Annotated in this window: 27 protein-coding genes; 21 read left to right on the top strand and 6 right to left on the bottom strand. The window is 43.6% G+C overall.

Going from position 1 to position 24,496, the window contains the following annotated elements:
* Window positions 1-225 precede the first annotated feature (225 nt).
* From OM416_RS04115 to OM416_RS04085, 7 genes are read left to right on the top strand one after another with little or no spacing between them, the layout of a single operon-like run.
* Window positions 226-834 carry a hypothetical protein gene (locus OM416_RS04115; RefSeq protein WP_264927269.1) on the top strand — a complete coding sequence of 203 codons (609 nt, stop codon included), beginning with the start codon at window positions 226-228 and terminating at the stop codon, window positions 832-834.
* A 45-nt stretch (window positions 835-879) separates the two neighbouring features.
* Window positions 880-1,533 (top strand): hypothetical protein, encoded by a 654-nt coding sequence (locus OM416_RS04110; protein ID WP_264927268.1) that lies wholly within the window; start codon window positions 880-882, stop codon window positions 1,531-1,533.
* Complete coding sequence (locus tag OM416_RS04105; protein ID WP_264927266.1) at window positions 1,530-2,087, top strand: hypothetical protein; 558 nt, start codon at window positions 1,530-1,532, stop codon at window positions 2,085-2,087. Before OM416_RS04110 ends, OM416_RS04105 begins: the two co-directional genes overlap by 4 nt.
* A gap of 45 nt (window positions 2,088-2,132) precedes the next feature.
* On the top strand, window positions 2,133-2,867 hold the full coding sequence (locus OM416_RS04100; protein WP_264927263.1) for an SMI1/KNR4 family protein: 735 nt from the start codon (window positions 2,133-2,135) through the stop codon (window positions 2,865-2,867).
* Between the two features lie 21 nt (window positions 2,868-2,888).
* Window positions 2,889-4,190 (top strand): hypothetical protein, encoded by a 1,302-nt coding sequence (locus OM416_RS04095; RefSeq protein ID WP_264927261.1) that lies wholly within the window; start codon window positions 2,889-2,891, stop codon window positions 4,188-4,190.
* A gap of 53 nt (window positions 4,191-4,243) precedes the next feature.
* Window positions 4,244-4,645, top strand: coding sequence for a hypothetical protein (locus OM416_RS04090; RefSeq protein ID WP_319951887.1), 402 nt, complete (start codon window positions 4,244-4,246; stop codon window positions 4,643-4,645).
* A 19-nt stretch (window positions 4,646-4,664) separates the two neighbouring features.
* Window positions 4,665-5,291, top strand: a complete 627-nt coding sequence (locus OM416_RS04085; RefSeq protein WP_264927256.1) for an SMI1/KNR4 family protein — start codon at window positions 4,665-4,667, stop codon at window positions 5,289-5,291.
* 79 nt (window positions 5,292-5,370) lie between these two features.
* Here the strand turns inward: OM416_RS04085 and OM416_RS04080 are convergent, their stop codons facing one another.
* Window positions 5,371-5,691 carry a hypothetical protein gene (locus OM416_RS04080; RefSeq protein ID WP_264927255.1) on the bottom strand — a complete coding sequence of 107 codons (321 nt, stop codon included), beginning with the start codon at window positions 5,689-5,691 and terminating at the stop codon, window positions 5,371-5,373.
* Window positions 5,692-5,799: 108 nt separating this feature from the next.
* Between OM416_RS04080 and OM416_RS04075 the strand changes: the two genes are divergently transcribed.
* Both OM416_RS04075 and OM416_RS04070 read left to right on the top strand, forming a co-directional pair.
* Complete coding sequence (locus tag OM416_RS04075; protein ID WP_264927253.1) at window positions 5,800-6,849, top strand: leucine-rich repeat domain-containing protein; 1,050 nt, start codon at window positions 5,800-5,802, stop codon at window positions 6,847-6,849.
* 151 nt (window positions 6,850-7,000) lie between these two features.
* The gene (locus OM416_RS04070; protein WP_264927250.1) at window positions 7,001-7,798 is read left to right on the top strand and encodes a cupin domain-containing protein; all 798 of its coding nucleotides are present in this window, start codon (window positions 7,001-7,003) and stop codon (window positions 7,796-7,798) included.
* Between the two features lie 101 nt (window positions 7,799-7,899).
* Here the strand turns inward: OM416_RS04070 and OM416_RS04065 are convergent, their stop codons facing one another.
* Complete coding sequence (locus OM416_RS04065) at window positions 7,900-8,946, bottom strand: aromatic ring-hydroxylating oxygenase subunit alpha (RefSeq protein WP_264927248.1); 1,047 nt, start codon at window positions 8,944-8,946, stop codon at window positions 7,900-7,902.
* Window positions 8,947-9,232: 286 nt separating this feature from the next.
* On the opposite strand from OM416_RS04065, the gene OM416_RS04060 reads away from it, so the two are divergent.
* Both OM416_RS04060 and OM416_RS04055 read left to right on the top strand, forming a co-directional pair.
* Window positions 9,233-9,679: a carboxymuconolactone decarboxylase family protein gene (locus OM416_RS04060; protein WP_062835074.1), complete on the top strand. Its 447-nt coding sequence runs from the start codon at window positions 9,233-9,235 to the stop codon at window positions 9,677-9,679.
* Between the two features lie 34 nt (window positions 9,680-9,713).
* Window positions 9,714-10,649, top strand: coding sequence for a sigma-70 family RNA polymerase sigma factor (locus OM416_RS04055; RefSeq protein WP_264927245.1), 936 nt, complete (start codon window positions 9,714-9,716; stop codon window positions 10,647-10,649).
* 96 nt (window positions 10,650-10,745) lie between these two features.
* Here the strand turns inward: OM416_RS04055 and OM416_RS04050 are convergent, their stop codons facing one another.
* Together OM416_RS04050 and OM416_RS04045 are read right to left on the bottom strand one after the other, a co-directional pair.
* Entirely contained in the window at window positions 10,746-11,699 is a 954-nt protein-coding gene (locus OM416_RS04050; RefSeq protein WP_264927243.1) for a hypothetical protein, read from the bottom strand.
* Window positions 11,700-11,941: 242 nt separating this feature from the next.
* The gene (locus OM416_RS04045; RefSeq protein ID WP_413775764.1) at window positions 11,942-12,583 is read right to left on the bottom strand and encodes a spore coat protein; all 642 of its coding nucleotides are present in this window, start codon (window positions 12,581-12,583) and stop codon (window positions 11,942-11,944) included.
* 133 nt (window positions 12,584-12,716) lie between these two features.
* Between OM416_RS04045 and OM416_RS04040 the strand changes: the two genes are divergently transcribed.
* The 3 genes from OM416_RS04040 to OM416_RS04030 all read left to right on the top strand — a co-directional run bounded on the left by OM416_RS04040 (window position 12,717) and on the right by OM416_RS04030 (window position 15,274).
* Entirely contained in the window at window positions 12,717-13,253 is a 537-nt protein-coding gene (locus OM416_RS04040) for a hypothetical protein (protein ID WP_264927241.1), read from the top strand.
* A 29-nt stretch (window positions 13,254-13,282) separates the two neighbouring features.
* On the top strand, window positions 13,283-14,011 hold the full coding sequence (locus tag OM416_RS04035) for a DUF1361 domain-containing protein (protein ID WP_264927239.1): 729 nt from the start codon (window positions 13,283-13,285) through the stop codon (window positions 14,009-14,011).
* A 240-nt stretch (window positions 14,012-14,251) separates the two neighbouring features.
* A complete protein-coding gene (locus OM416_RS04030) occupies window positions 14,252-15,274 on the top strand; it encodes a serine hydrolase domain-containing protein (RefSeq protein ID WP_264927237.1) in 1,023 nt (340 codons plus the stop codon).
* A gap of 84 nt (window positions 15,275-15,358) precedes the next feature.
* Here OM416_RS04030 and OM416_RS04025 read toward each other — a convergent pair whose 3' ends face one another.
* The gene (locus tag OM416_RS04025; RefSeq protein WP_264927235.1) at window positions 15,359-16,339 is read right to left on the bottom strand and encodes a serine hydrolase domain-containing protein; all 981 of its coding nucleotides are present in this window, start codon (window positions 16,337-16,339) and stop codon (window positions 15,359-15,361) included.
* A gap of 190 nt (window positions 16,340-16,529) precedes the next feature.
* On the opposite strand from OM416_RS04025, the gene OM416_RS04020 reads away from it, so the two are divergent.
* The 7 genes from OM416_RS04020 to OM416_RS03990 all read left to right on the top strand — a co-directional run bounded on the left by OM416_RS04020 (window position 16,530) and on the right by OM416_RS03990 (window position 22,702).
* Window positions 16,530-17,603: an ankyrin repeat domain-containing protein gene (locus OM416_RS04020; protein WP_264927233.1), complete on the top strand. Its 1,074-nt coding sequence runs from the start codon at window positions 16,530-16,532 to the stop codon at window positions 17,601-17,603.
* A 195-nt stretch (window positions 17,604-17,798) separates the two neighbouring features.
* The gene (locus OM416_RS04015; RefSeq protein WP_264927231.1) at window positions 17,799-18,464 is read left to right on the top strand and encodes a Type 1 glutamine amidotransferase-like domain-containing protein; all 666 of its coding nucleotides are present in this window, start codon (window positions 17,799-17,801) and stop codon (window positions 18,462-18,464) included.
* Window positions 18,465-19,281: 817 nt separating this feature from the next.
* A complete protein-coding gene (locus OM416_RS04010; protein ID WP_264927229.1) occupies window positions 19,282-20,589 on the top strand; it encodes an SPFH domain-containing protein in 1,308 nt (435 codons plus the stop codon).
* Window positions 20,589-21,332: a hypothetical protein gene (locus tag OM416_RS04005; RefSeq protein ID WP_264927227.1), complete on the top strand. Its 744-nt coding sequence runs from the start codon at window positions 20,589-20,591 to the stop codon at window positions 21,330-21,332. Before OM416_RS04010 ends, OM416_RS04005 begins: the two co-directional genes overlap by 1 nt.
* A gap of 18 nt (window positions 21,333-21,350) precedes the next feature.
* A complete protein-coding gene (locus OM416_RS04000) occupies window positions 21,351-21,731 on the top strand; it encodes a hypothetical protein (RefSeq protein WP_264927225.1) in 381 nt (126 codons plus the stop codon).
* Between the two features lie 87 nt (window positions 21,732-21,818).
* Window positions 21,819-22,190: a DUF3784 domain-containing protein gene (locus tag OM416_RS03995; protein WP_047843476.1), complete on the top strand. Its 372-nt coding sequence runs from the start codon at window positions 21,819-21,821 to the stop codon at window positions 22,188-22,190.
* Window positions 22,191-22,210: 20 nt separating this feature from the next.
* Window positions 22,211-22,702, top strand: coding sequence for a hypothetical protein (locus OM416_RS03990; RefSeq protein WP_264927221.1), 492 nt, complete (start codon window positions 22,211-22,213; stop codon window positions 22,700-22,702).
* 77 nt (window positions 22,703-22,779) lie between these two features.
* Here OM416_RS03990 and OM416_RS03985 read toward each other — a convergent pair whose 3' ends face one another.
* Window positions 22,780-24,288 carry a hypothetical protein gene (locus OM416_RS03985; RefSeq protein ID WP_264927219.1) on the bottom strand — a complete coding sequence of 503 codons (1,509 nt, stop codon included), beginning with the start codon at window positions 24,286-24,288 and terminating at the stop codon, window positions 22,780-22,782.
* Between the last annotated feature and the right edge of the window lie 208 nt (window positions 24,289-24,496).

Below are 24,496 nucleotides of genomic sequence, written 5' to 3'. Positions count from 1 at the left end.
AAAACAGGTATTCTTTCATTTCAGTAATTATTTAGTTATAGATTACGTTATTGAGGTGGGGACGGGTGTGATAAGGCACACACTTGGGTATGTCGTATTAGAGGCATTTCCAACAATCTGTCTTCAATTCTTGTGCTGAGGAACGGAGTTTCATATAATTTTAGAGAGATGGATTGGTAAATGTTGAGTATTATGACGTAGTTTCAGGAGAGGGGTGAATGCGGAATGAAACGTTTCGAAGATGAAGGTGCCTATAAGTACAGTTTCTATTCGGTACTTCGTCGGGGAGAGCGGGTTGATGTGAAATGTCCCAAATGCGGTGGGCACGCTTCGATTGAACAACGGAACGATCAAATGGGATGGAAGTGTTCCGAATGTTACGCTCAAGCTTCTGAAGAACCAGTATATCAATATAAAGCCAAGGGGAATTGTGCTGTATGTGAACGTTGGTTTAACGTGGAAGTCACAGACGAGAAGAAGACTTCTCACCGATCAACGCATGTGGAATGTCCGCATTGTAGTTCTATTAATCAGGTTGAATTACACGCCAAGCCGACATACCAAAGGTATTTTTCCGAGATTTTTGCAGGGAAAGATCCTGTGTTCGGAATGGAATTATACTTCCTGGATAATTTCAGAGGAAAAATAATATGGGCTGTGAATCGGGAGCATCTGAATTATCTCATCGCTTATGTCTCCGCAGATCTGCGTGTAAAATACGGAAATATGCCTATACGAACGGCTTCACATAGTATTCCGGCTTATATCAAGGATGCGAAGAACAGGGATGTGGTTGTGCGTACACTGTCAAAGCTTCAGCACAAGACTGGATGAGAATGGAATTGAAGATGAAGCGTTAAAGCCGCAAGGAGAGAAGATATGAAACTACGCGTTAAACTTACTATTTTTGCAGTCATTCTTGGTGTGTTGATGATTCCGGCTTATTTTATTTTACAGGCATTTGGTGTATTTCAAAAAGAGACAGTATTATCTGACTATGCTCTCGCCGTTGATGTTAATGGAAAATCCTATGAAGCCTGGCCGCTGATCAACAGTTTTGCAGCGATGGACAAAGAGGAAGAGAACAGTCAGTTTTATTACCGGATTGATATGAATCATATCCAATACCTGTTTAATCTGGCCTATCAGGAGTATGATGTGAGGCCCGACGGGGACAATCCGTATCTGGCTGGTACGGTAAACTATCAACGTACAGATCACAACTATGTACAGACCGAGAGACAGTATGAGAACGCCAATGATTTCACAACGGTTTTGAATCTGTATGATCAGGATGGGCAGGTGATCTATACCTACAATAACACCGGCAAGGGAGATAAACAGCTGGTAGAATCCATTATTCACCAGGGAATGAGCCGTACCAGTGGGAGTGGCAGCGAAGCTGCTCGCGATCCTTATATCAATATTACGGCGTTATTTCGCGACAAGCTAAACATAGATGTGAAACTGACGGTGGATGAGGAACACAAAGTGGTTACCATTCGAATGAATAAATCGGAGGCGAGATCATGAATGAGTATGGTGTGCAACACGGACCGGCTTATCTGGAAGGATTAACAAAGAAGGAAGAGGACATAAAGTCCGATGAAGTGGAGTGGAAAGGCAAACTTCAAATGAGTGATGGACACGATAAATTCCATATTTTTTATTATGGTGACTTGACGGAAGATGATCTGATTGCCTGGCATGATTCGACACCGCTTCTTGTATATGCGGAGCATACGGTCACGGGTGAGCGCTATCTGCTTATTGATGCCGCTAAGCACGGATATGATGCCATGTTATGTGAGACCTATTCAGAAGAAGCACTACATGACAGACCCCTTCGTCCTTATCTGGATGTTGAAGGAGAGGACATCTTTGAGGTAGAGTTGACGGCCTATTATAATGTGCCTTGGGATGATGAGTTTGGCGAAGATGTAGATGAGCGTGGTGCATATGAACTGATTACGGGAGAGCGCATGCATTTTGATCAGGTCAAGCGTGATGGATTTGATGCTTTTGCCATTCGTATTCTGAATCGTAAAGGGGTATGGACTGACATTGTACAGGAAGAACTGGCTTAGATCCTGAAAACGAATGAACCAAATTGAGATGGGAGATGTCGACAAATGTATATCGTATCCCGTGCACTTAAGCCGGTTCCAGTAGAGGAACTGGATCACTTTGAACAACAACATGCCATCTCGCTACCTTCGTCATACCGTACCTGGATTGAACAATACGGAGAGGGTACATACACGGGTTGGATGAATGTGCAAAGACCGGACCCGGAAGTGCTGAAGCCTTTTGTTGAGTATGATTTTTGGATACATACGGACGATTCGCCAATAAGTCAGCATCAACTTGAGCAGTGCATCACGATCGGCAGTTCTGTAGATGGAGATTTCCTTGCTGTTCATCCAGAAGTTGAGGGGCTACTGTGGCTACCGCGTCATGATGAGAATATCACCTTATGGTCATGCACGGAGGCTGAATTTGGCGATACGCTGGACCGGATCTATTGCGGGTATTACCGTCAGGATAAACCGATATCGCCACTATACTATGAACCGTGGAATGAGCTGCGGAAGCATACGTTTTACCATTTTACAGGGACGGAACAGGGAATCTCCATGAAGGAACTCGCGGATACGTGCAAGACGGAATTTGAGTGGGACGCTGTGTTGGAGAATGAGTACATGTGCAAGCTGTTTATGGCGTCGATGGGAGGATATGTACGTTTTAACTATGCGATTGGGAGAGAAGTTGCCCTGTTCTATGAAGAAAAGAACGGTGCGGAGGAGGCGACGGATAACGAAATCAGTCTGTTTTTGCAAGCACATCATTGTACGGCATATGAATAGGGGCAGAGTGGAGGACAACATATGAGTTGGTTAAAGGAAGACATCGCGGAACAATGGCGCAATGAGGGCAAGCGTTATGCAAGGGATGTCAATGCATTTGTACGGAGAGGCATGCAGGGAGAGCAACCAGATGAATCCGAGCTGGAGGGAGACTCCAGAGGCGGTATGAGTACTGAAGTTTTACATATGGTGAGACAGGCCAATCTCCAAGGTGACTTGGAGATGCTCCGACGTGAGCTGCCAGCATCGACGTGGCCATTGAGCGAGGCGTTTCAGGCTTCCATGCAGGCGGTCAAAGTTGTAGGTTATCTGAACGAAGAGACGTGTGTATGTAATACGGGTATCTTCACGGAGAATGGTCAGATATATACGATGGATCAGCACGGATGGCAGTTGATCTCTCCATATACTTTTGCAGGTTGCTCATCGGATGGATTGGACTATGCGCTTGCAGGACCGGATGGGATTCGTATTATCCGTCAGCCAGATCGCAGGTTGGAAGGACAAGAGATAGCGACATATCGATGGGAAGATATTCAAGCCCGGATACAGTCTTCCTTACCTCGGATTGAATCACTTGCGGATTGTGAGCATCCTGAACGGACACTTGAGGGACTTATACCTATGGATGAAGGCAGAGCACTACTTATACATTCTCGATACGGAATATATGTGGTAACGCAGGCTCAAGTGACCTTGCTTCATCCCGATCTGGCAGAGATCGAAGAATATGAGCTAGAGGATACGCAGATCGATATGGGACATGCAGCTGTATCACGGGATGGTCGATGGATTGCCTATGGCAGCCAGGGGAGCAATCATATGGTGATGGACCGTCAGCTGAACAAGACATACTCCCTCTATCCGGAATCGAGCTATCCTCATTATGCGGCATTCACCAGTGATAACCAGAACGTCTGGTTTAACGCATGTCATTTCTATAATGGAGTCACAATACAGGTTCCGCTGAACTCAATCGCAGGTAACGAAACGAAGGAAGATTGGCCGGTCATGGATGAGAATGCACGAGTGTATGCAGCAGTTGAAATAGAGGCGGGCATGGTGCTTGGAGATGCATACGGTTATCTATATTGCGTGAATAACGAGGGTAAAGAAGTATGGCGTCATTTTGTGGGAAGTACCATCTATTCTCTCGCCGTATCGCCAGAGCAGTCCAAGCTAGCAGTAGGCACCTATGGCGGCATGTTGCACGTGCTCGATCTTCGTTCCCACGAGATGGATGAGTACGGAATCGGTACAGGCACTCTTCGTGAGCTGGAGCGATATGTGTTGTGGCGTGGAGAAGAGCCTCTGCGCTGGTGAGGTAGTATTGCGACCTAATTAGGGGTGAAGGAATGGAATGTGAAGAGGCAGTAATGTTATTAAAATGTCATGCTTTTTCCTATGATGATCTGAGTCATCCCAAGATGGAGAACGGTTTTATTGGCAGTCTGCGTCCTTTCCGTGGACATTTGATTGAGGAGAATTTTCATGAGTTGATGGAGATATTGCGGGTTCTGGCACCAGAACTTGCAAGACCTTCACTGGATCGGGAAGTCATGGCATGTCTATGGGGAATTACTCATATGGCACGTACCTGGGCTGTTGAATCTGAGGGTATGCTTCGCAGTAACAACCTCATTTCGGATGAACAGGTGGCGTTGATGGAACAATGGCTTAATTTGTTATCTTACGCAGTCATGATTCTAATTGAAGGTGGAGGAGAAGAAGAAGCATTTTGGGAATATTATCAATATGTGCAAGAAGGGAAGAACTGAGGGCGGGGAGGTTAGTGTGGTGAGCGTGGAGCCGAATGTATCATTAAACGTGCTAATGGACGAGCTGAGTCGCTTGCTGGATGAGAGAATTCAGGATCAAGAAATTCGGCAATTGTTCGAAGAATATCAACAACGGGAAGGTGCATCCGAGGAAAATCTGGATTTATTCGAAAAGGAGTATGGCATCCGGCTGCCTGGAGATTTTCGTGCCTTTTACCAAAGAAAAGACGGCAGTGGCTACGGGTTACATGTGCTGTACCCAGGTGATGCCGAAAACGGTCGATGTACGCCATTTTATCTGATGTCATTGGAAGAGATGCGAGAGACCAAACAATACTTCTGTGAAGTAGATGAGAAGCTCGAAGAGCATTATTCTGCCGAAGAGATCAGCCAGTTGGACCCGGAAATCAAGCCATACCTGTTCCATAAACCATGGATTCCTTTTGCAACGATCGCGGGAGGTTCACTGTATCTGATGCTCGATTTCGACCCAACGGTGGAAGGCACGTATGGGCAGATTATTATGTACGTTCACGATCCGGACTTTGTTTATTACCTTACACCTACCTTCACGGATATCCTCAGCATGTCGAACCGTAATCTGAAGATGATGGATGAGATCACATATGAAATCCTGAACGATTAGAATGGCTTTTAATAGTAAAGAAGCTGCCGAAGCAGCTCCTTTATCTGATCTGAATCAGTACTTTGGATAAGCCTCATGATTACCACTGAAAGAAACGATGTCCGTGAAATCCTCCGCCTGGAGGACCTCCGTGCCCACCTGGGCCACCCGGACCGCCAGGTCCACCTCCGTGAGGTCCGCCGGGATAGCCACCTCCTGGGAAAGGACCGTGGTGCCCACCTGGGTAACCACCATGCCACCAAGGACCGCCGATCGGAAATGGCAGTGGAAAAGGAACGATGGGCGGGTATGGATAGGGATAAGGGTAAGGATACGGTGGGGGTGGCGGAGGTGGTGGATAATAAGGGTAAGGATAACCCGCAGGTTGCGGGGATGATACTGAACCAGGGCCGTATGCCATGTAACAAGCCTCCAATAACTGGATTGATGATATCAGCCTATGCCACAGTGGTTTCAGATGATACAGCAGATTGAAGATTAATGAATATAGAGCCATGAGGGGGATCATATGGTAGCCGTAGCTTTTCACACCGACCCAAGAGGAACGGCCTATGAACTGTTGATTGACGAATTGATCGAGAAGACAGACCGGTTTATGCTGGTTGACAGAAAGTATGCAGAAGAACCTACACCTGAAAGAGTAACCAAAGTGTTACGGAGATTGGATCCGTATCTGATTGAAAGCAGTACGATGGAAGAAATGATGATGAAAAGTGGCGCCATGTATTCAGAGGGGATTTATTACATATATCGTTGCACGCCGGAATCAGGGCAGATCCTTAAGGAGGAAGCCAACCGCTTTCATGACTGGTTATATCCCTCATTGCCAGATGATCTTTGTTTTTTGAACGAGGATGGAAGTGACTACTTCTACACTGTTGCTCATGAGAATATGTTTGGCATGCATATTACACAAGAAGAAGCAATTGAGCTAATGGAGCGAATCACTGGGTTATTTTTTAGATTAGATCGGCATCAGGACATTCATTGCTTACTGGACGATGCGATTAGACATCAGACGGATGTGCTGAATATTAGTTCACATTACTTGAAAGAGATTCCCGAACGGATTCGGGAATTAAACCACTTGAAACGTTTGACGATTTTTGAGCAGGATGTTTATACGCTTCCTCCAGCCCTTTTTGAACTGACATCATTGGAAGAATTGGAGATTATGACTGCGGATTTTGAAGGTATTCACCAAGACATTGGAAAATTGAAACAACTTCGAGAGCTAAGAATTTATTGCGGTAGTTCATATCATGTTCCAACCGGGTGGAAGCCGAAGGAGAAGTCTGACCTTGGTCTAAAGCATATTCCTGCCGAGATTGGTGAATTGAGTGAACTCGTGAATCTGGATATAGGGTACTCGGGGATTCGTGAACTCCCGCCTGAACTGGAGCAACTGAAGAAGCTACGTTATTTGAGTGTAACTAATGGTTTAATCGAGGAAACGCCGGATATGGTGAAGCGAATGACCTGGCTTCTGGGTGTGAATCTGAACAGTACTCCATTGGGAATTAGTTCGGAGCACATCTTGAGCGAGGAAGAAACTTAATATCTAATGAGCCCTGCTCGGGATGTCCGAGTCAGGGATATTTGTCATGCGCCGCAAACATAGCGGAAATGGGCTCACGTATCTGGGCACTGGGCATAAGCTGGCATATAGGTTATGACCTAAACCGAGAGCGAAGGGCAGGCGTTTTATTTTGGCAACCTCAACCATGGATTACACTTTATCAACTACCGAATTTACTTACGATTTGAGCAATAACCCGTTATTCAAGAAGGATGAGAACAACTATATTAACTCCCTTTCCATCAAACAGTTAAACACACTGGGCAATACTTCTTTATTGGATATTTTTCTTAGCACAGGCAATGTGGTTGAGCCTCACACTCATCAGAATGCTACCGAGTTGGTATACTGCATCAGTGGTTCGGCAGTTGTGTCCCTTATTAATCCGTTTACCAACGAGTTGCTTCATTTCCCGATTACACCAGGGCAAGTAGCTAATGTACCTCAAGGCTGGTGGCACTATGAAGTGGCTACTGTCGATCACACGCACTTACTCGCGATCTTTGATGCTCCGGTTCCTGAAGCGATATTTGGCTCAGACACCTTACGTCTTACCCCTGCAAAACTTCTGGCTTATACGTACTGTCTGGATGAGAAAAAAGTGCAAGAAGCGCTGGCTCCCATTCAAAAAACAGTGATTATTGGCCCACCGGCAGATTGCCAGCCTTCAACTGCTCCTGCCTCTAACAGTGCTCCAAATGTGAATCATCAGCCTTACGTAATGCCTAATGTACAACCCAATGTACAGCCAAACATGCAACCAAACATGCAGCCTAACTCACAGCCGAACAACCAACCAAACATGCAACCTTACGTAAACCGTCTTCCGTACTGGGGCACTTGGGTTGATCCACGTATTATCCACGAACCGGGTTGCCCGTATTATAGAGAGCTTTCTGTGAATACGATTAATCAAGAGGAAAAATGACGCTTTATTAGGTAAGGTCTTTCTAATAGGCGCTAGGTACTTCAATTGAATTAGGTATAGAAAAAGAAGCGTCCGCAACGGAACGCTTCTTTTTTATTCATTTACGATGTGTAGTTTCGTCCCAAACCAATTTCCGTTAATAATTGACGATAGGCAATCGAAGTACGGTCCGCGGGAATATGGGCCTCGGCATGCAGATCAAGTGGAAGATCCTCCGGTTTCTGTGACTCGACCATCTCGCGGTCTTCTTCGAATACCTGTAAGTTGAACTTAATCGTGTCTTCAATCGGAGCATCTTTATCAAAGTTGCGTGTGATTGGACAGAATAGACGTGTATAACGGGCAGAGATCGGTGAAGCACAATTCAGAATATTTAGCTTGTCGTCCCCCGGAAAATGTACCGTAAGCGAAGCTGCAAAGGGTGGAAACACCCGAAACTCACGCAGCCATTGGAAACCTTCAGGTGCAACAAGATCTTGCCCTTTGCCATAGTTGCTTACCGTACTCCAATACTCAGCCAGCAACTCATTACCCTCGCGTTTCACTTTGTACTGGGGGACTTCTGTGTTGTTTCGGTCACCAAATGTTTCGGTATGCACATAGGCAAAATGGGATACATCCAGGAATCCTTCCATTTGTCGTCCAGAGGAACCAGCAATATCAAAGTTGGGTATTAAAATATTGATATAATCCGGATCATCCCATCCAGGGAAGGATGGAATCTGTTCTTCCGTTCCCGCCAGTGAAGTCCATATTAAGCCATAACGTTCGACTGCCGGGTACACGATGAGTTTGAGCTTAGGCGAGATTTTGGAACTTGGGTGCGCAGGTACTGCGGTACATTTTCCTTCACAATTGTAACGGAAACCGTGATAAGGGCAGACAATCTCACCATTTTCTACCCAACCTTTGCTAAGTGGCGCCCCACGGTGAAAACAAAGATCCTTGGCTACCACAACCTGATCATTACTGCGATAAAGAACCAGCTTCACATCGAGCAATTGAGCAGCCAGTGGTTTGTCGGTTACTTCAGTTGCTTGTGCTATCGGGTACCAATATTGGGATAATACATGCCAGTCTTCAGCGGTGAACGTACAGCCTCTAGGCAATTCAGATGTCACATTACGGTTTGCGTTGGAAGTTATCATATGAAACACTCCTTGCTGATATGAATAAACGATTCTTTTTTTTTATGTCATAAAAGTTAACTTGATTAGTCGTATGTTACTACTCTTTTGGTCAATGTATCAATATTTACAACCTACTTTTGGTTGAAATCACAAACAGCTCAGTAAAAACAGTACATGGATACGGAAAATTCCGGGTTTATATTACGTCAGATGTTAATAGTGAAAAGTTTTCGCAAAGAATGTCACAGATCCCGGCCGTCGTTTGTCTTCATTATGTAGACCAAATGAAGGAGGGGAATGAGAAATGAATTTAAGAACGAACTACAGAGCAGTGAGTCCAGGTGCTTTTAAAGCGATGATGGCGATGGAGCAATATATATCCGGGCAATTTGAGGATAAAGTGTTATACGAGTTGTTGAAAATCCGTGTGTCCCAGATCAATGGCTGTGCCTTTTGTCTCGATATGCATGCCAAAGATCTGATGAAACTGGGAGATTACGCGGATCATATTCTTTTGCTAAGTGTGTGGCGTGAAGTGCCTTTCTTCACGGATCAAGAACGTGTTATGCTGGAGCTGGCTGAAGCAGTGACCCGAATCTCGGAACATGGTGTACCACTTACTTTGTACGATAAGGTCCGTGAACATTTCAGTGAATCCGAACTGGTGGATCTGATCCTGGCCATTAACACGATTAACAATTGGAACCGGATTGCGATTACGACAGGAATGTATCCGGGTTGCTTTAACTAAAACTACATGCACCATGCCAGAGGAGGCCATTCTCATGAATTCCAATCTCCACGCCAATGAGCCAGAAGTGTCTTCTCTGGATGTTGGTGAGTTGTATATTCGTTATAAAAATTATGCATTTTCAATAGCTTACCGTATGCTCGGCAGTGTGGTAGAAGCTGAAGATATTGTACAGGATTGTTTTGCGGGGATTCAGAGCACGTCTGCTCAGGATATTCGTAATCCCAAGTCCTACATCGCCAGACTGATTGTGAACCGAAGCTTGAACCTGCTAAATTCCGCCCGTAATCAGCGGGAAAGTTATGTTGGTGAGTGGCTGCCAGAGCCGATGGGTGACAGTGAAGTGGGGAACATGCCAGAGGAAACGATGCAGAAAAAAGAGCTGATCTCCTACGCCTATCTGGTCATGTTGGAGCGCCTATCGCCCATGGAACGGGCTGTTTTTGTACTTCGTGAAGCGTTCCGATATGATTATGCCGAAATAGCGGATTGGCTGGGCAAAACGGAGAGTAACTGCCGTCAAATATATAGCCGTGCCAGACGAAATCTGCCCGAAAGACTACCACCGATCGAGCAGAGTGATGCGGTTATGAAAGCCAAAGGTGAATTGCTGAGCCGTTTTACAACGGCATTCCTTCGTTATGACGTCTCTGCCATGTTGGAGTTACTGGCGGATCAGCCTGTATTTACAGCAGATGGCGGTGGCGTTGAGCATACCGTTATGAGAACGATGAACGTGCACAAAGGTGTGCTTGCACTCCTGACCTCACGGCGAGTCCTTATTCGATTGCGTGAAAGAGAATGGGTACCGATGTGGATCAATGGCGAGCTTCAACTCGCATTGATGAAAGAAGGGCAGTTGTCCGAGGTACTCTGTATAGAGTTGAACCCTTCCGGAGAGCGCATTGAGGGCGTTTATCTCGTCGTTAATCCGAACAAACTTACATCGATAAACACGTCAACTCTTTGATCACAACGTAAGGACTGGATATGTAAACTTAAAAGCGGCACCCTCTGTTTTGAGGACTGCCGCTTTTAAGTTTACATTTTGTTATTCAGCATCTGATTATTCAAGGGCAAATTGTTGTTGAACAGGTTCAATGATTGCTCTAATTTCAGGTGTTAGCTCATCATTGTTCTGATTGAGAACCAGCAAAATCTTTTCCATAGTGTCCAGAAGAACACTCTCCGTATTAGGCTCCCGCTTAGCCAAAGCTTTCTCGTAAGCCTTTTTCACCTCAGGGTCTATGGTGCGGATTTCTTCATCCGTGTTCCAGTCGTATGCAGGCGTGTTGTCACTTCCGTAAAACAGATAATCCACAAATAACCCTTGCTTCACTGCTGCTGTCCGATTGGAATTCGGGAATTTGTTCAAAAAGGCTTCTTTCTCCAATGCACGCTGGATTAATTCGTTCCAAGGGATGATAATGCCACCATCTGAAGTCGTCATTTGGTTGGACTCGGTAGCCATAATATTAATGTAGGCAGCAATGTCTGCCTGGACGAAGAGCTTGAACTTTTGGTATATCTCATAGTTGATGATGGGGTAATACAGGCCTTCACTCGTTTCCAGTTTGAACCCAAGATCAGATGCTTCCTGCAGAAGCTTCTTCACTGCCGGATCTTTAATTTCTTTCAGCAGACGACTATATGTAAGCTTCTGTTCGTAACCAAGTTGTTCATGGGCTTGAGATATGGCCTGTTGAAACTGTTCCGTATACATTTTGTAATCCAAATCAGCCAACTTCACGTTCTGCATGTTCTCCAGTTGCAGCGTCATGAGTGTGGCCTGCCAGGGGCCAACTTTATCGATATGATTCATGAGGTATTTACGCGCTTTAATCAGACTTTCGGTAGACTTCACTGCTGCTGTTCGATAGGTTTGGAACTGATGATACACCGCTTTGGAGGCGGGAACAGGTGCAGCGAGTGTTGTTGAAGGTGTGATTGTTGCGCCAATGGCAGTACAGCCTAGAGCCATAGCCAGTAAACCAAGTTTAGCAGGTTGCTTCCATCTCATCTGTATACCTCCCCATAATGAAGAAAAAGCCATTTGAATTTTCTTATAACCGCATTTTACCGTATTTTATATGTATGATCCGTATGTTGAATATGTAAGTTCTGTCTTTGATTAAACCAGTTTCTGGTAAGCGAATCAAGAGTCTTCAGTAGGAGTATGATTGCAAATAATCAAAAAAACAGTCCCTTAAGACCCTGGTGGGTTGAAGAGACTGTTCTGGGTAATCGCACTTTATTTTCTAATTAATGAAGTGGTTTATTGCTAATAGGCATCTGGGGTGCTCCGGTTGCCGCGATGTATGCTTGAAGCATCTGTTGTGTATCACTTATGGTGAGTTGAGGTACTTGATAGTAGGCGTTTTTATTCTGGAACATGAAAATTTCATAGGCCATCTCGATAAAATGCTGGATCTGCGAAGCGATGACTCGACGAACCGTTCCGTTCGTGATCTCGCTGCAGGACATGCCCAGAAGACTCGCATGTGACTTGATCAGTCCCAGCATATGACCGCTAATACCGGCATCCTTTACATCAGCTAAGCTCTGGTTTGGCTTTTTCGGTGCCGAGGGCTTAAGGCCATATACCGGTGGTACGATGTTGGGAATCATATAGGTTGCCGTCTCTTGATGAGGCTTCTGTCCGGATGCAAAACACTCTGCTGTCAGATTGTATTGGGATAAAATGAAATTGTACTGACGGTCCAAAATGCCAATCAGTTCCTGGCTCTGCACAAATGTACGAAAGATCATATATTGATCCAGCACGTTAATGGTGGAGGACAGAATCTCATGCACATCGAACATCTCGTGGCCGCCATGATTCATGTTAGGAGTGACATTTGGATTTGCATTCAAAGTGGGTTGTACTAGATTTTGAGGGTGCATCGAATTCGGATTCATTGTAAATTTGATTCTCCTTTGGTAAATGGTATGATTCTAGTATGCTTGGAGAGCAGTAAACTTATGTAATATGTAGGAGTATACGCACAAATAGGAATAGGTATGGTGGTGGTTAAAGATGGAAGAGACCGATTGGGGTGTAGCAAAGGAATTGTTCGTCAAACATTCCGGGAGCGCTATACAGATGCATCGAGAAGGCGTGTACGCGGACTATAAGCGCTGGGATGTACCCCAAGAGTTAGAGGAGCAATGGATAAGTGAGCGAATTCAACAATTAAGTTCCGAGCTGTCTATCATGAATTGGGATGCGGTGGATGAACTTGCGTTGATTGCCAAGCATCGGACTGAACCTAGTATTATTACGGCAATTACAGCATTTGCTTCAAGACAATTGAAGAGTGCGGACAGTATGGTTCGTCTTATATATGCTGAACGTCTGATTGAGCTGATCAAACGGTATGAATCCTCTCTGCCGATGGACAAGATACGGGAAACCTATCAACTGACGATGGATTTGCTGGTCGATGTGGCGACTAAACCGCTGGTGCTTGATCCAAGTCATGAATTACAGCAGTATGGATTAAAGGATAAACGTGGATTGAATTTGCGTGTGGAAAAGAATAAGGAAGAAATCATCCGATATTTTCGAAACTAATTGAATTTTATCAAGTGAGGTCAGAATCATTGAGAAAACTGAATTATATTCGCATATTTATTTTCCTTAGTGTGGTCACAATAGTAACACTTGGGTTGTACTATTTAGCCGCAGATTGGCTGGATCAGCGTTATTTCCGCTTCCTGATCTGGAACCTATTCTTGGGTTGGATTCCTTTTGTGTTCTCTTATGCTTCCTATCTTCTAAGTGGTGTGAAATGGAAAGGTGCCGGATGGCTTGCAATAGCAAGTGGTCTGCTGTGGTTGTTATTTTTCCCGAACTCTTCTTATATTGTTACGGATTTGGTTCATCTGACAGCGAGAAGTTCCCGGTATTATGGTGGGAATGGGGTGGACTACACCTATTGGTACGACTTGAGCGTTATATTAATGTTTGTCTGGACTGGACTCCTGCTTGGCTTCCTGTCAATGTATCAGCTTCAGGAAGTGATCTATCACCGAATTGGACGCTGGGCATCCTGGATTTTTGTACTGGCAGGCTGTGCTTTGGGAAGTTACGGGGTATTGCTTGGACGCGTATATCGACTGAATAGCTGGGATGCACTGACGAATCGCGAGACGCTGATTGAGCTGATGCACGAAAGTGTAAGCCGCCCGTCTCTTGCGTTTTGCCTGTTTTTTGGCACGTTTATCATTACGATCTATGCCACATTGTATTATCTGATGAATACCAGGTCTCCCCGTGAAACGAAGAAGAGTGCAGGAAGTCCTGAGGCGGACCTGCAAGCAATGCGTTAATTCATGTTGTTTTGAAGGCATGCAGCCAGATAGACTTACGGTAAAACGAGTGGAACAAGTGATTGAACGGCAGTTGAGCATGTTTTGTGCAACTTATACTTGCGTTGTCTGAAGAAGGGTTATTTCCTTTTATAAGGGAGTACCCCTTCTTTTTATGGAAATTTGGCAGGTATGCAGGATATGACGAAGAATTAAGAATGAGAATGTAATGAATACATAGACAAGTAGGTGAACAACAAAATGTTGAATGCAGTAGAGCTGACAACAAAAGTAGAAGAAGTCATGGAAGGCGTGAATTTTTCGGGTGTTGTATTACTCCAACAAGCTGGGAAAACCCTTCTGAATATGAAACGTGGTTATGCGAATCGCAGCGAAGAACTTGCCAATCAGGTGGACACACGCTTTGGAATTGCATCAGGATGTAAGATCTTCACGGCAGTGAGTATATGCCAACTAATTGAAGCGGGCGAGTTGTCTGCGGATTCCAAGCTGAACGATGTGTTGGATATGGAGTTCCCGCTTTGGGACGAAGGGATCACCATCCATCAATTGTTAACACACATGTCAGGCATTCCAGATTATTTCGATGAAGAAGTGATGGATGACTTTTCAGAATTATGGAAAGAGAGACCCGTTTACGCGATGCGGCGATTAAGTGACTTTCTGCCCATGTTTCAGCATCTGCCGATGAAGTCTGCTCCGGGTGAACGTTTTCATTACAACAATGCGGGTTTCATTGTGCTGGGGCTTATCGTGGAACAACATTCAGGACGGTCGTTTACAGATTATGTGGAAGAGCACATTTTCAAACGGTGTGGCATGAAGGACTCGGGTTATTTTTTAACAGATCAGCTTCCGCGCAACACAGCCGTAGGGTATATCGATGATGAAGATGGCACTTGGAACACTAATATTTTCTCGATTCCTGTCAAAGGTGGATCAGATGGTGGAGCCTATGTTACGGCACCGGATATAATTCAATTCTGGGAGGCTTTGCTGGGTCACCAATTGTTGAGTGAAGAGACGACACAGCAGTTATTAACTCCACACGCTCATCAAGAGGATGAAGAGTATTATGGGCAGGGTATCTGGATTGAACGCAAGGGGGAAGACATTTTCAAATATCATGTCATGGGATTCGATCCAGGGGTGTCGTTCATGTCTTCCGTGTATCCGGACTATGATCTACAACTGGTTGTGGTCTCTAATCAAGAGTCTGGTCCGTATCCAATAACGATTGCCATCGAAGAAGCTTTGGCATGACAAATAAACCCTCAACCAATGGTCAGGTTATGGCCACAAGGTTGGGGGTTCATTGGTCGAACAGGATAAAAGGACTGCATGCATTTATAACATTTTCCATAGCTCAGGGGCGATTAACCGAGGGAAGACATCGAGCGGAGGTTTCTCTTTCTTTCGTTTGTCATTGGTTAACACCGTAACGATTTCGAGCTCTGGGACAATATATACATACTGACCACCAAATCCTCGCGCGTAATAATAATGGAAATTGGGTTGGTCGTCTTCAGCAGCAATATCTTCGGAGTCAGACCTTTCATTCGGATAGACATCCACCCACCAATGCCAAGCATAACTGCCGTGATTTGGTGGAGTGACTGTAATGAAAGGCTGCGTCGAACGGGAGACGAGATCACTTGAAATGAGAGACTCACCCTCCCACATACCTTGCTGTAGAAACAGCTGACCGAATTTCAGCAGATCTACGGGTAACATCTTAAGACCGAACCCACCTGTATGTACACCCTGAGGGTCGCTTTCCCATTCATAATGCTTAATTCCCAGAGGGTCAAAAAGATAACGTTCTGCGAACTCGGCTACGTTCATACCTGCATTTTGCATCAGGATGGCGGATAGGGTCTGTGATACTCCGGAGTTGTACTCCATATATGTACCGGGTACATGGCTTAGGCGTTGTTCCAATGCAAAATCCACCCAATGATCGGTGCGGGTCATGCGAGGGAATGAATTCTGCCCGCCGAACTCGTCCCAGTTGAATCCGGCTGTCATGGTGAGCAGTTGTTCCAGCGTGATCGCTGGTTTGCGCGGATCAGGATCGGATGTCAACTGTGGAAAAAAGGTGGAGATTGGGGTTGATGCCTCTGGCAACAAACCTTTATCTATCGCTATACAGATGAGTGCCGACAGCACACTCTTGGTACATGAATTGATTTTAGCAATATCGGTCGCAGCCTCATGGTTGCGGTAGTGTTCGAACAGGATCCCACCGCGTACGCTGACGAGGCAGCTTCGCAGATCCAGCGGCGGAATAATCTGTTGTAATTTGGATGACAGTGATGAAGGATTCATAGTGTCCTTTCTGTGCGTTTGATTGTATTGATTTTGTGGAAATAGGTGTCCATTATCTTAGCATATTAGTTGAGGGAAGCTCAACAAACGATTACTTATTCAGATTGTGAGAGGTATACTGGTAGCTAAGGAGTAGGAAAAAAAGACTGATCGTAGTGTAGAATTAAGTAAACGAAAGGAGGGTACACTTTTGTTCAAAATTGGAAATCAAGGATCGTTTGAAACGCTACCTGATCATGCTAGAGCAATATATGAGGGAGACACGGATGCTGTAGAAGAATTCATTAAGCAGGGCATGGATCTTGAAGAAGAAATCGTACTCAGTAAATACATAGCATTGACGCCACTCGACCTTGCCTTAATCTGCAATCAACCGGAAGTGGTTAAGTTGTTGGTGGAGTATGGAGTTAACCTGAATGTCAAAAATAATCCGGCGATCCTGAAGGCCGTTAGATATTGTGGAGAAGAAATGGTGCGTTACCTGTACCAGCAGGGTGCCAAGTTAAACGGACTTAATCGGGTCAAATCTAGTGCATATGACGAAGCCTACTATGGTAACAAAAAGAATATAAACGTGCTGAATGAACTGGGGTTGGATATTCGAGAATATGGAGGCAAAACGTTACGCAAGGCTGTAGCTGATCACGATATGAAGACAATCCAGTATTTGCTGGTTAAAGGGGTAGACGTCAATTACAATGAACCAGATATGGTATACCCGTATAAGGCGACACCTCTCACGGTAGCTGCAAGGCTTAATAACATGAAGATGGTTCGATATCTGGTGGACCAAGGAGCAGATGTGACCATTCAGGAAAAGGATGGAGAGCGGGCGTATACGATTGCAGTGAGTCAGAAAAATGAAGAAATGGCCGAATATCTAAAGGGGCATGAACCTCAAAATTTTCATGATATGAGCAACAAATTGCATGCATTAAAATCTTATAAACTACCACAGCAACTGATTGATTTCCTAACCGTTGGTATCCGAAGAATAGACTTGCCAGATAATGAATCAGGCATTCGATATATAGAATTCTTTCATCTGATCGATACAGTGGAGATGAAAATGGGCAGACAGAAGCTACTGCGTATATCCTCGAACGTCGATCAATATTCGCATATTCAGATCGTCTGGAATCCGAGCAAAAAAATGATTGGATATGCAGATATTGAACATCAAGAACATGGAACGATAGCTACATTTGAAGAGTTCTTGGCTGAGCCGGGGAAACAAATTGCAGATTTTTTTGATCAAATGTAATTATGTCCATAATAATCTGGTAGGGAGTTAATAGGCCAATTGAGATATATCGAAAGTTGGAATTCTTTCATAGATTAAGAAACATGTGAGATGCAAACAGGATGACGAAAGAAGCGTTCATCTTTCTAGCATGTATTATATGTTTTATCGTTAAGAATGGATGAATGTAAATAATATATATGGAGGTAATTAAGTTTGAGTACTCATTACTATTTCAGTTGGTTTAATCATTTTTTTCCAGAGAAGCTAGTCCATTGTTTGCATGAGGATATACAAGACAGAAAATCGCTTGTTATGATTAGCGCTGACCCGTCTGGTTATACAGATAAGCAAATTAACTTTGATGATATTTCTGAATGGACTTGGTTGAATCAGGCTAACATTATTTTTGATGAATATCATTTCATTGATTATCGCGTGCAGAAGGAAACTGCCCAGCGCTTAATTCACAACGCTTCTGTCATTTTTTTATGCGGTGGAGATCCTGTTTTGCAGAATGAGTTTTTGGGGGATTATGAATTATCGAATGTTATCAAGAATAGCAATGCCGTTATAATGGGTGCCAGCGCCGGTGCTTTAAATATGGCTGCAAAATGGTTGAGCTTGAATAACACTGATGAAGTTGAAACGAGTACTATTTATGATGGTATCGGCTTTGACCATTTTGCCTATGAATCTCATTCTCAACGCAACTACGCCACGTTTGTTCAAGGCTACCTGTTCCCCTTGTCTGAAGAGATTGATGTTTACGCGACAGAACAGGAGAGTGCTATACGTGTAAAGGACGGAAAAATAGAAATGATGGGTCCTTTATATTTAATTTCCCACTCAAAGATTCAAAAATTGGTTGAGACGTTCTAAATAGGGAGAAGGGCTGTGACCTTACATAATTTATTCCTTTTGATGTATAAAATCAAGACTTACAGCGGACATCTCAGGTCTCCTCTACGTGCCAACTGGCTGTTCGATTTGTAGGGAATGAACCACTGTTTTTTCAGGTTAGGCTTAAGTTTAATTAAAATTGGTCAAGAAGATACTAGCGTGTGTCTTCAAACTCAGGCATGCGATACGTTTTGTCAGGGTCCAAAACCTCTTGAAGTCCAGGCTGGCTGATCCTGGCGAATTGTGCAGACGATTTTCTAAGGAACCGAGGACGTCTTATTTAGTCTTAGGGTCCTCCTTTTATTTTGTAAGGAACATGAGACACGTTATTTACCAAAATCACCTGACAAACACGCTGTAAACGGCTGGTTATTTCAATATTGCGTGTTTCAGATTCTTTAGATTGCTGCGGGAGCTTCAAATCGCTGAATAAGACGTCACAGATTCGTTAGCGCTCCCGGGTTTAAAAAAGTATAACTTGAAGAGTTCATGGCAGATCCGGGTACAGCTATAGAGCATTTCCTGAATTAAATGGAGAGTATACGAGATTTTTACATTAAGCCCTTTCCTATAACCATATGGAAGAGGTTTTTTACTATGATAGAAATGCTAATATAGGAAAATTATCATATGAAAAATGAACTATGCTAGTGCGTAATAAGGTTAGAAATGGTAAAATATCAATGCCTAAACATGAAAACAAGTTAATGAAAGATCATTAATATAGGAAATGTTGTAGAATCAGAGTTTCTAGCTTTAAATCATAGTAATCTAATACTGAATTGAGGAATTAAACATGGCGATTATTGACGTAATTAAGTATGATGGCTCACCTGATGTATTTGCTTGGAAACATCCGGAGACTGAACTGGGAACATGGACTCAGTTAATTGTGAATCAATCTCAACAAGCAATTCTCTTTAAGGATGGAAGAGCGCTTGATATGTTTGGACCAGGAAGGCATACGTTGAGTACTGCGAATATCCCAATCTTGAACCGACTCGTTAACCTTCCGTTCGGAGGAAAGTCACCTTTTGCAGCAGAAGTGTGGTATGTCAATCAAGTAAGCGCATTGGACGTTAAATGGGGAACGGCGAATCCGATTCAGATCCAGGATCCCAAGTATAATATTATTGTTCCCGTAAGAACATTTGGACAAATGGGAATTAAAATTTCGGATTCACGAAAATTTTTGGTCAAGCTTGTGGGAACACTGCCTGAGTTTAACCAAGTTAATATGATTAATTACTTCCGTGGGTTGATTATCATGAATATTAACTCCATGTTGTCATCCTATCTAATACATAGAAAAGTAAGTGTTTTGGAGATCAATGCATATATCGCCGAGATATCACGACATTTTGCAGATACGGTAGCTTCTACTTTTGAAGAATTTGGTATTGAGTTAATCAACTTGTATATTCACAATGTCAATCTGCCCGAAGAAGACCCTTCAGTCATTCGATTAAGAGAAGCGTTGGCACGCAAAGCTGAGATGGATATCATTGGCTACACATATCAGCAAGAACGTTCGTTTGATACGCTTGAAGGTGCAGCGAAGAATGAAGGAAGCATGCAGTCAGACATCATGGGCGCAGGGCTTGGTATGGGCATGGGGGTTGGTCTGGGTGGTTCTTTCAGTGGCGAGATGTCCCAGATGTCTAAATTGATGTCTACGAAGGAAACGCCTGCAGTAAGCATATGTAAGCAGTGTCATCATCCGAATCAGGAGAACAGCTCTTTTTGCAGCAAATGTGGCAATTCATTAGCCGAAAAATCGGTAGCAACAACAGATTGCAACAATTGTGGACATGCCTTGCCAAAGGGAACCAAATTCTGTCCTAACTGTGGTGACAAATACTATGCATGTCCATCATGTGGAGCGGATAATGCGGAGAACGCATTGGAATGCATTCAATGTAACCAACCGATGCCTAGCCCATGCCCAAATTGTAACCATATGAATTCCGGTCATACAAAATTCTGTGGCAACTGTGGCACAGGTTTAAGCTTGAAGTGTAGTCGGTGCCAACATGAAGTAAAACCCGGTCAGAAGTTCTGTCTCGATTGCGGAAACAATCTGCAAGAAGGAGGACAGGCATAGTGATGGTAAAACGGAGCAATCTCTTGATTTTGGATGTCGTCTATTTAATATGCATGTTAGTAACGTCAATCGTTACTTTTACGCTGTTTAATCATGCGCTACTATCGTTTTCTTTTTGGATGAATCTCGTTGCTTCTTATGTAGCGATTACGGCTATTTGGATCTACGCACGGTTCATCATGCAAAATATGGATCGGTTTAAACGGTTTGTTCCAGGTTACACAGCGTTAGGAGTAGTATTGGTTATTTATCTGATTTGTGTGATGATCTACACGTTGTTAACAGGTTCAGCAGATCATGCGCTTCGTTGGTTCTTATTGTTACACACGGTAACGATTGCGATCGCAATTATTTTGTGCGGAATCATTATGATCTATATTCAGAGTGCGCGCCGTCATGAAGCAGATGAACATACAAAAATCGCAAACTTACAATTAATCGAAAAAGCTTTACAGCAATTGCTTCATACCATGGTGCAACAACCCGTCCTAACTGTGGAAGAGGAGCGGAAAACCGTTCAATCATTAATTGAACTGGTGAAGTACAGTGACCCAATCACACCGAATTCCCTTGAGAAAAATGACCGCCAGATCTTGCTGGACATTGAATTGATGAACAGTGAGCTTGCAAATCAGTATGAAGCAGGGGAATTGGTAAATAGTGAACGTTTTGCTTCGCAACTATCCCAGTTAAGGTTCCGTTTGAAAGAGCGCAATCAGCAGATCATGACAAGCAAATCATAAATTGCAGGAGGAGAAACTTTGAAAAAGAAATTTGGGATTATATTCATTATAATTTCATGTATAGCAATTCTGTTCTCTTTAGTCGAACTATCCGAGGGAACGGATGTGGCAATTATCAATGCATTTGTACTTTTTGTAAGTGGAATTGTTCTGCTTGTTATAGGAATTAAAATGTGTGGTCGACCTAAATTTCAACTTAAAGCCGATCAACATTATGATGACGATTCTAGTAGTAATGTGCAATATGACAGAGGTAACTATCACGAGGAGTATGAAGAAGTCGAGGAATCTCAAGAACCTTTATCCTTAATATGTTCAGGGTGTGGAGCTAGAGTAAAGGTATATCCTACTTCGTCTGCGGATTGTGAATATTGCGGAACAACGATGAGAATCTCGTAAACCGTGTAGCGGACTAAATGACTTCTTTTACGGATACTTGTAATATACACTGCTAGGTAGAGTGTGATGTTTTAAGGAGGAAACGCGGTGAAGAAATTTTTTGGCATTTTATTCATTATCCTTTCGTCTGTGACGATCCTTTTATCTTTAATATTAATATCCGAAGGAACAGAAACGGCCATTATCAGTACAATTATTCTTTTTATCCCTGGGGTTATCGTACTTGTTACAGGCATTAAAATGTGTGGTAGACCTAAATCTCATTCTAAGACTAATCCATACCAGCATTATGATTCTAATGATAAGCAAGATCAGGAAGATCAGCATCGTGTGAAATATGACGAGGCACCTCAAGAAACTGTAGCCGTGAATTGTTCAGGGTGTGGAGCCAAGGTAAGGGTATATCCTACTTTGTCTGCGGATTGTGAGTATTGCGGAACAACTATGAGGATCTCTTAAACTGCATAGGAGGAATCGTGTTGTTAAGGAAGTTATTTGGACTCTTTTTCATGTTTTATGCCATTGCTATACCCATACGATTACTTATGGAAGAGAATATCGTAGATCAATTGAATATAGTTCTTGTAGTTGAAATTATTATCGTTGAATTTTTATTTTTGTTTTTTGGTATTAAATTGCTTAGGAAAAAACTTGTTAAGAAAAAGCGTGGCCCTGAACGAAACTTTTATGGAGGAGACTATGGAGGTCATCTTGATCGCGAAAATGCGAATCCACGTACTTATTCAAGCTACAATAGCAACACCGTGAGTTACAGTAGTCATAATACTATTAACTATACAGAGATCAATTTTTCAGACAAGGAAAACGCTGAAGAGAAAGCCGAAGAAAAAGTTGAAGAGCCACAAAGGCCTATTTCAGTGAGTTGCCCGGGATGTGGGGCAAAAGCAAAAGTGCTTCCTAAGCAATCAACGGATTGCGAGTATTGCGGAACAACAGTTGTAGCAACTTAAAACGATTCAGGGTGGATACGAGAAAGAGTTAAGCCTGATTCCAGTGGAGTCAGGCTTTTATCATATCAATTTAGAACTTAAAAATCTCTCAAACGATCAAATACCTCATACAATTCCTCGTGATTGACCTTAATCAAATCATCTTGACGCAGTTCCAATTGCTCATTCAACTGATCCAGTAACTCGGTTAGAACAACATAAATCTCTTCCCGCTCAACAGTTTCAATAAAGCCAGTCTTGGCATCCATCTTGTTGAAGGTCTGTGTGTAGTTCTCAACCATGGAGACGAGCTGTTTGTGTATAGCTTCCTGATTGTTGCAATTTTGACTTAATTGACGGATTTCCTTCAAGCACTGCTTGTACAATTGAGCTGCTTTTTTCGCGTGTGCTGCCTTGATGTGGTCCCTCCCATCCCAATCCCGAAACGGGTTGTTCAGGTTCTCGGCAAGCCATTCCGGTTTGCGTGCTTTGGTGATTTCCACATCAAGTCCGGCAGCGGCTAATTTTTTATATTTTGTTTTGATCGACTTGGCTGCATCGGCAGGCAGGCTGGTTAGCCACAGCCTAGTCAATTCCGGAAATTGCTCTGGATCAGGGAATTGTTTACCATTGAAGCCGAACAGGTCATATGTAGTGAAGGTTTGCAAATTTGCCCACTGCTGAATCGTTTCTATATTGGATACATTGCCGGGTTTACCCCACAATCTCAATTCTGAAAGCTCTGGATAGTACTGCACAAGTGGCTCCAGATTGAGCTCCGTGATATCTCTGATATGCAGGCCTTCAAGTCGTGAGATACCCGTAACCTGTGGCAGGCCCGATGGAACATTGAGAGTGATGCATTTACCGTCTTTGAGAGCCACGATACGCAGATCTGGAGACAGCTCACCTGTGAAATTCAGACTCGTCATTTTCGTGTTCAAAATTAACTCCCTCAACCCGCTGACATCCACAATAAGTTTGGTCAGGTGGCTCTTGCTGATATCCAGAATCGTTTGACCATGATCTATGATATGAAGTTCATTAATAAACGGGTTGTCCTCTATAAATGGAAAGATCGATTCCGTATATCCATTCATCTCAATATGTGTTAGACAATGTAGCTGTGCGAGTTCGGTTACGTCTTCCTCAGATTTAGGGCTGAAATCGCGGAGTGTACTCGTACTGCGCCGCATTACACGATCGCCAATCATGACTTCTTCGTCATCATGCACAGCCTGTTTGAACTCTGCTCTTCGGATCGCATCGATACCTTCCCATTCACGCTGGAGATAGAGCTTTTCTCCGATCGGCCAGCCTCCCCCATACGTATTTGTTTCCTCGGTGAAGAGTGGAGGGAGGTTGCCTGCAAGCACATACTGTGAAGGAACAATAGCACTCACGAAACTATGATCAACTCTGTCATTCCAGAAATAGAAATTACAGATCAGTGGCTTCATCTGATGAAGCTGCGTTTCATTAGGCAGTTGATCACCAGTCCAATCCAATTGAAGAACTGAGGCAAGCATGTCGGAAGTTTTACCCTCCGTTTCTTTGAGTCCAGTTACCTGGCAGGCGGCATATTGTTGTAGTTTTTCGACGTACACGCAGTATATATCTCCAACAGTAGGGATCATGGTATGCTCCTTTCGTTCTGTACCAATTGAAGCTAAGCTACTATTGCACCAAGTATCCTGTATAACTAATGATAGATGAATTATATCAAAGCCATTCAGAGACTTCCATTTTGAGATAGAGTCTGACTTGTTTGAATACTTTTATAAAAAGGAACGATGTCTACGGACACAGGTATGA

The sequence above is a fragment of the Paenibacillus sp. LS1 genome (genome assembly GCF_026013365.1).
Taxonomy (GTDB): domain Bacteria; phylum Bacillota; class Bacilli; order Paenibacillales; family Paenibacillaceae; genus Paenibacillus.
The sequence above is the reverse complement of the archived record's forward strand: the minus strand, read 5'-3'. Positions and strand labels throughout refer to the sequence as shown.

Coding starts and splice junctions, on each gene's coding strand:
- OM416_RS04115 (WP_264927269.1), top strand. CDS start 226: ATGAAACGTTTCGAAGATGAAGGTGCCTATAAGTACAGTTTCTATTCG.
- OM416_RS04040 (WP_264927241.1), top strand. CDS start 12,717: ATGGAAGAGACCGATTGGGGTGTAGCAAAGGAATTGTTCGTCAAACAT.
- OM416_RS04045 (WP_413775764.1), bottom strand. CDS start 12,583: ATGCACCCTCAAAATCTAGTACAACCCACTTTGAATGCAAATCCAAAT.
- OM416_RS04095 (WP_264927261.1), top strand. CDS start 2,889: ATGAGTTGGTTAAAGGAAGACATCGCGGAACAATGGCGCAATGAGGGC.
- OM416_RS04025 (WP_264927235.1), bottom strand. CDS start 16,339: ATGAATCCTTCATCACTGTCATCCAAATTACAACAGATTATTCCGCCG.
- OM416_RS04110 (WP_264927268.1), top strand. CDS start 880: ATGAAACTACGCGTTAAACTTACTATTTTTGCAGTCATTCTTGGTGTG.
- OM416_RS04075 (WP_264927253.1), top strand. CDS start 5,800: ATGGTAGCCGTAGCTTTTCACACCGACCCAAGAGGAACGGCCTATGAA.
- OM416_RS04105 (WP_264927266.1), top strand. CDS start 1,530: ATGAATGAGTATGGTGTGCAACACGGACCGGCTTATCTGGAAGGATTA.
- OM416_RS04060 (WP_062835074.1), top strand. CDS start 9,233: ATGAATTTAAGAACGAACTACAGAGCAGTGAGTCCAGGTGCTTTTAAA.
- OM416_RS04100 (WP_264927263.1), top strand. CDS start 2,133: ATGTATATCGTATCCCGTGCACTTAAGCCGGTTCCAGTAGAGGAACTG.
- OM416_RS04055 (WP_264927245.1), top strand. CDS start 9,714: ATGAATTCCAATCTCCACGCCAATGAGCCAGAAGTGTCTTCTCTGGAT.
- OM416_RS04030 (WP_264927237.1), top strand. CDS start 14,252: ATGTTGAATGCAGTAGAGCTGACAACAAAAGTAGAAGAAGTCATGGAA.
- OM416_RS04010 (WP_264927229.1), top strand. CDS start 19,282: ATGGCGATTATTGACGTAATTAAGTATGATGGCTCACCTGATGTATTT.
- OM416_RS04090 (WP_319951887.1), top strand. CDS start 4,244: ATGTTATTAAAATGTCATGCTTTTTCCTATGATGATCTGAGTCATCCC.
- OM416_RS04065 (WP_264927248.1), bottom strand. CDS start 8,946: ATGATAACTTCCAACGCAAACCGTAATGTGACATCTGAATTGCCTAGA.
- OM416_RS04050 (WP_264927243.1), bottom strand. CDS start 11,699: ATGAGATGGAAGCAACCTGCTAAACTTGGTTTACTGGCTATGGCTCTA.
- OM416_RS04080 (WP_264927255.1), bottom strand. CDS start 5,691: ATGGCATACGGCCCTGGTTCAGTATCATCCCCGCAACCTGCGGGTTAT.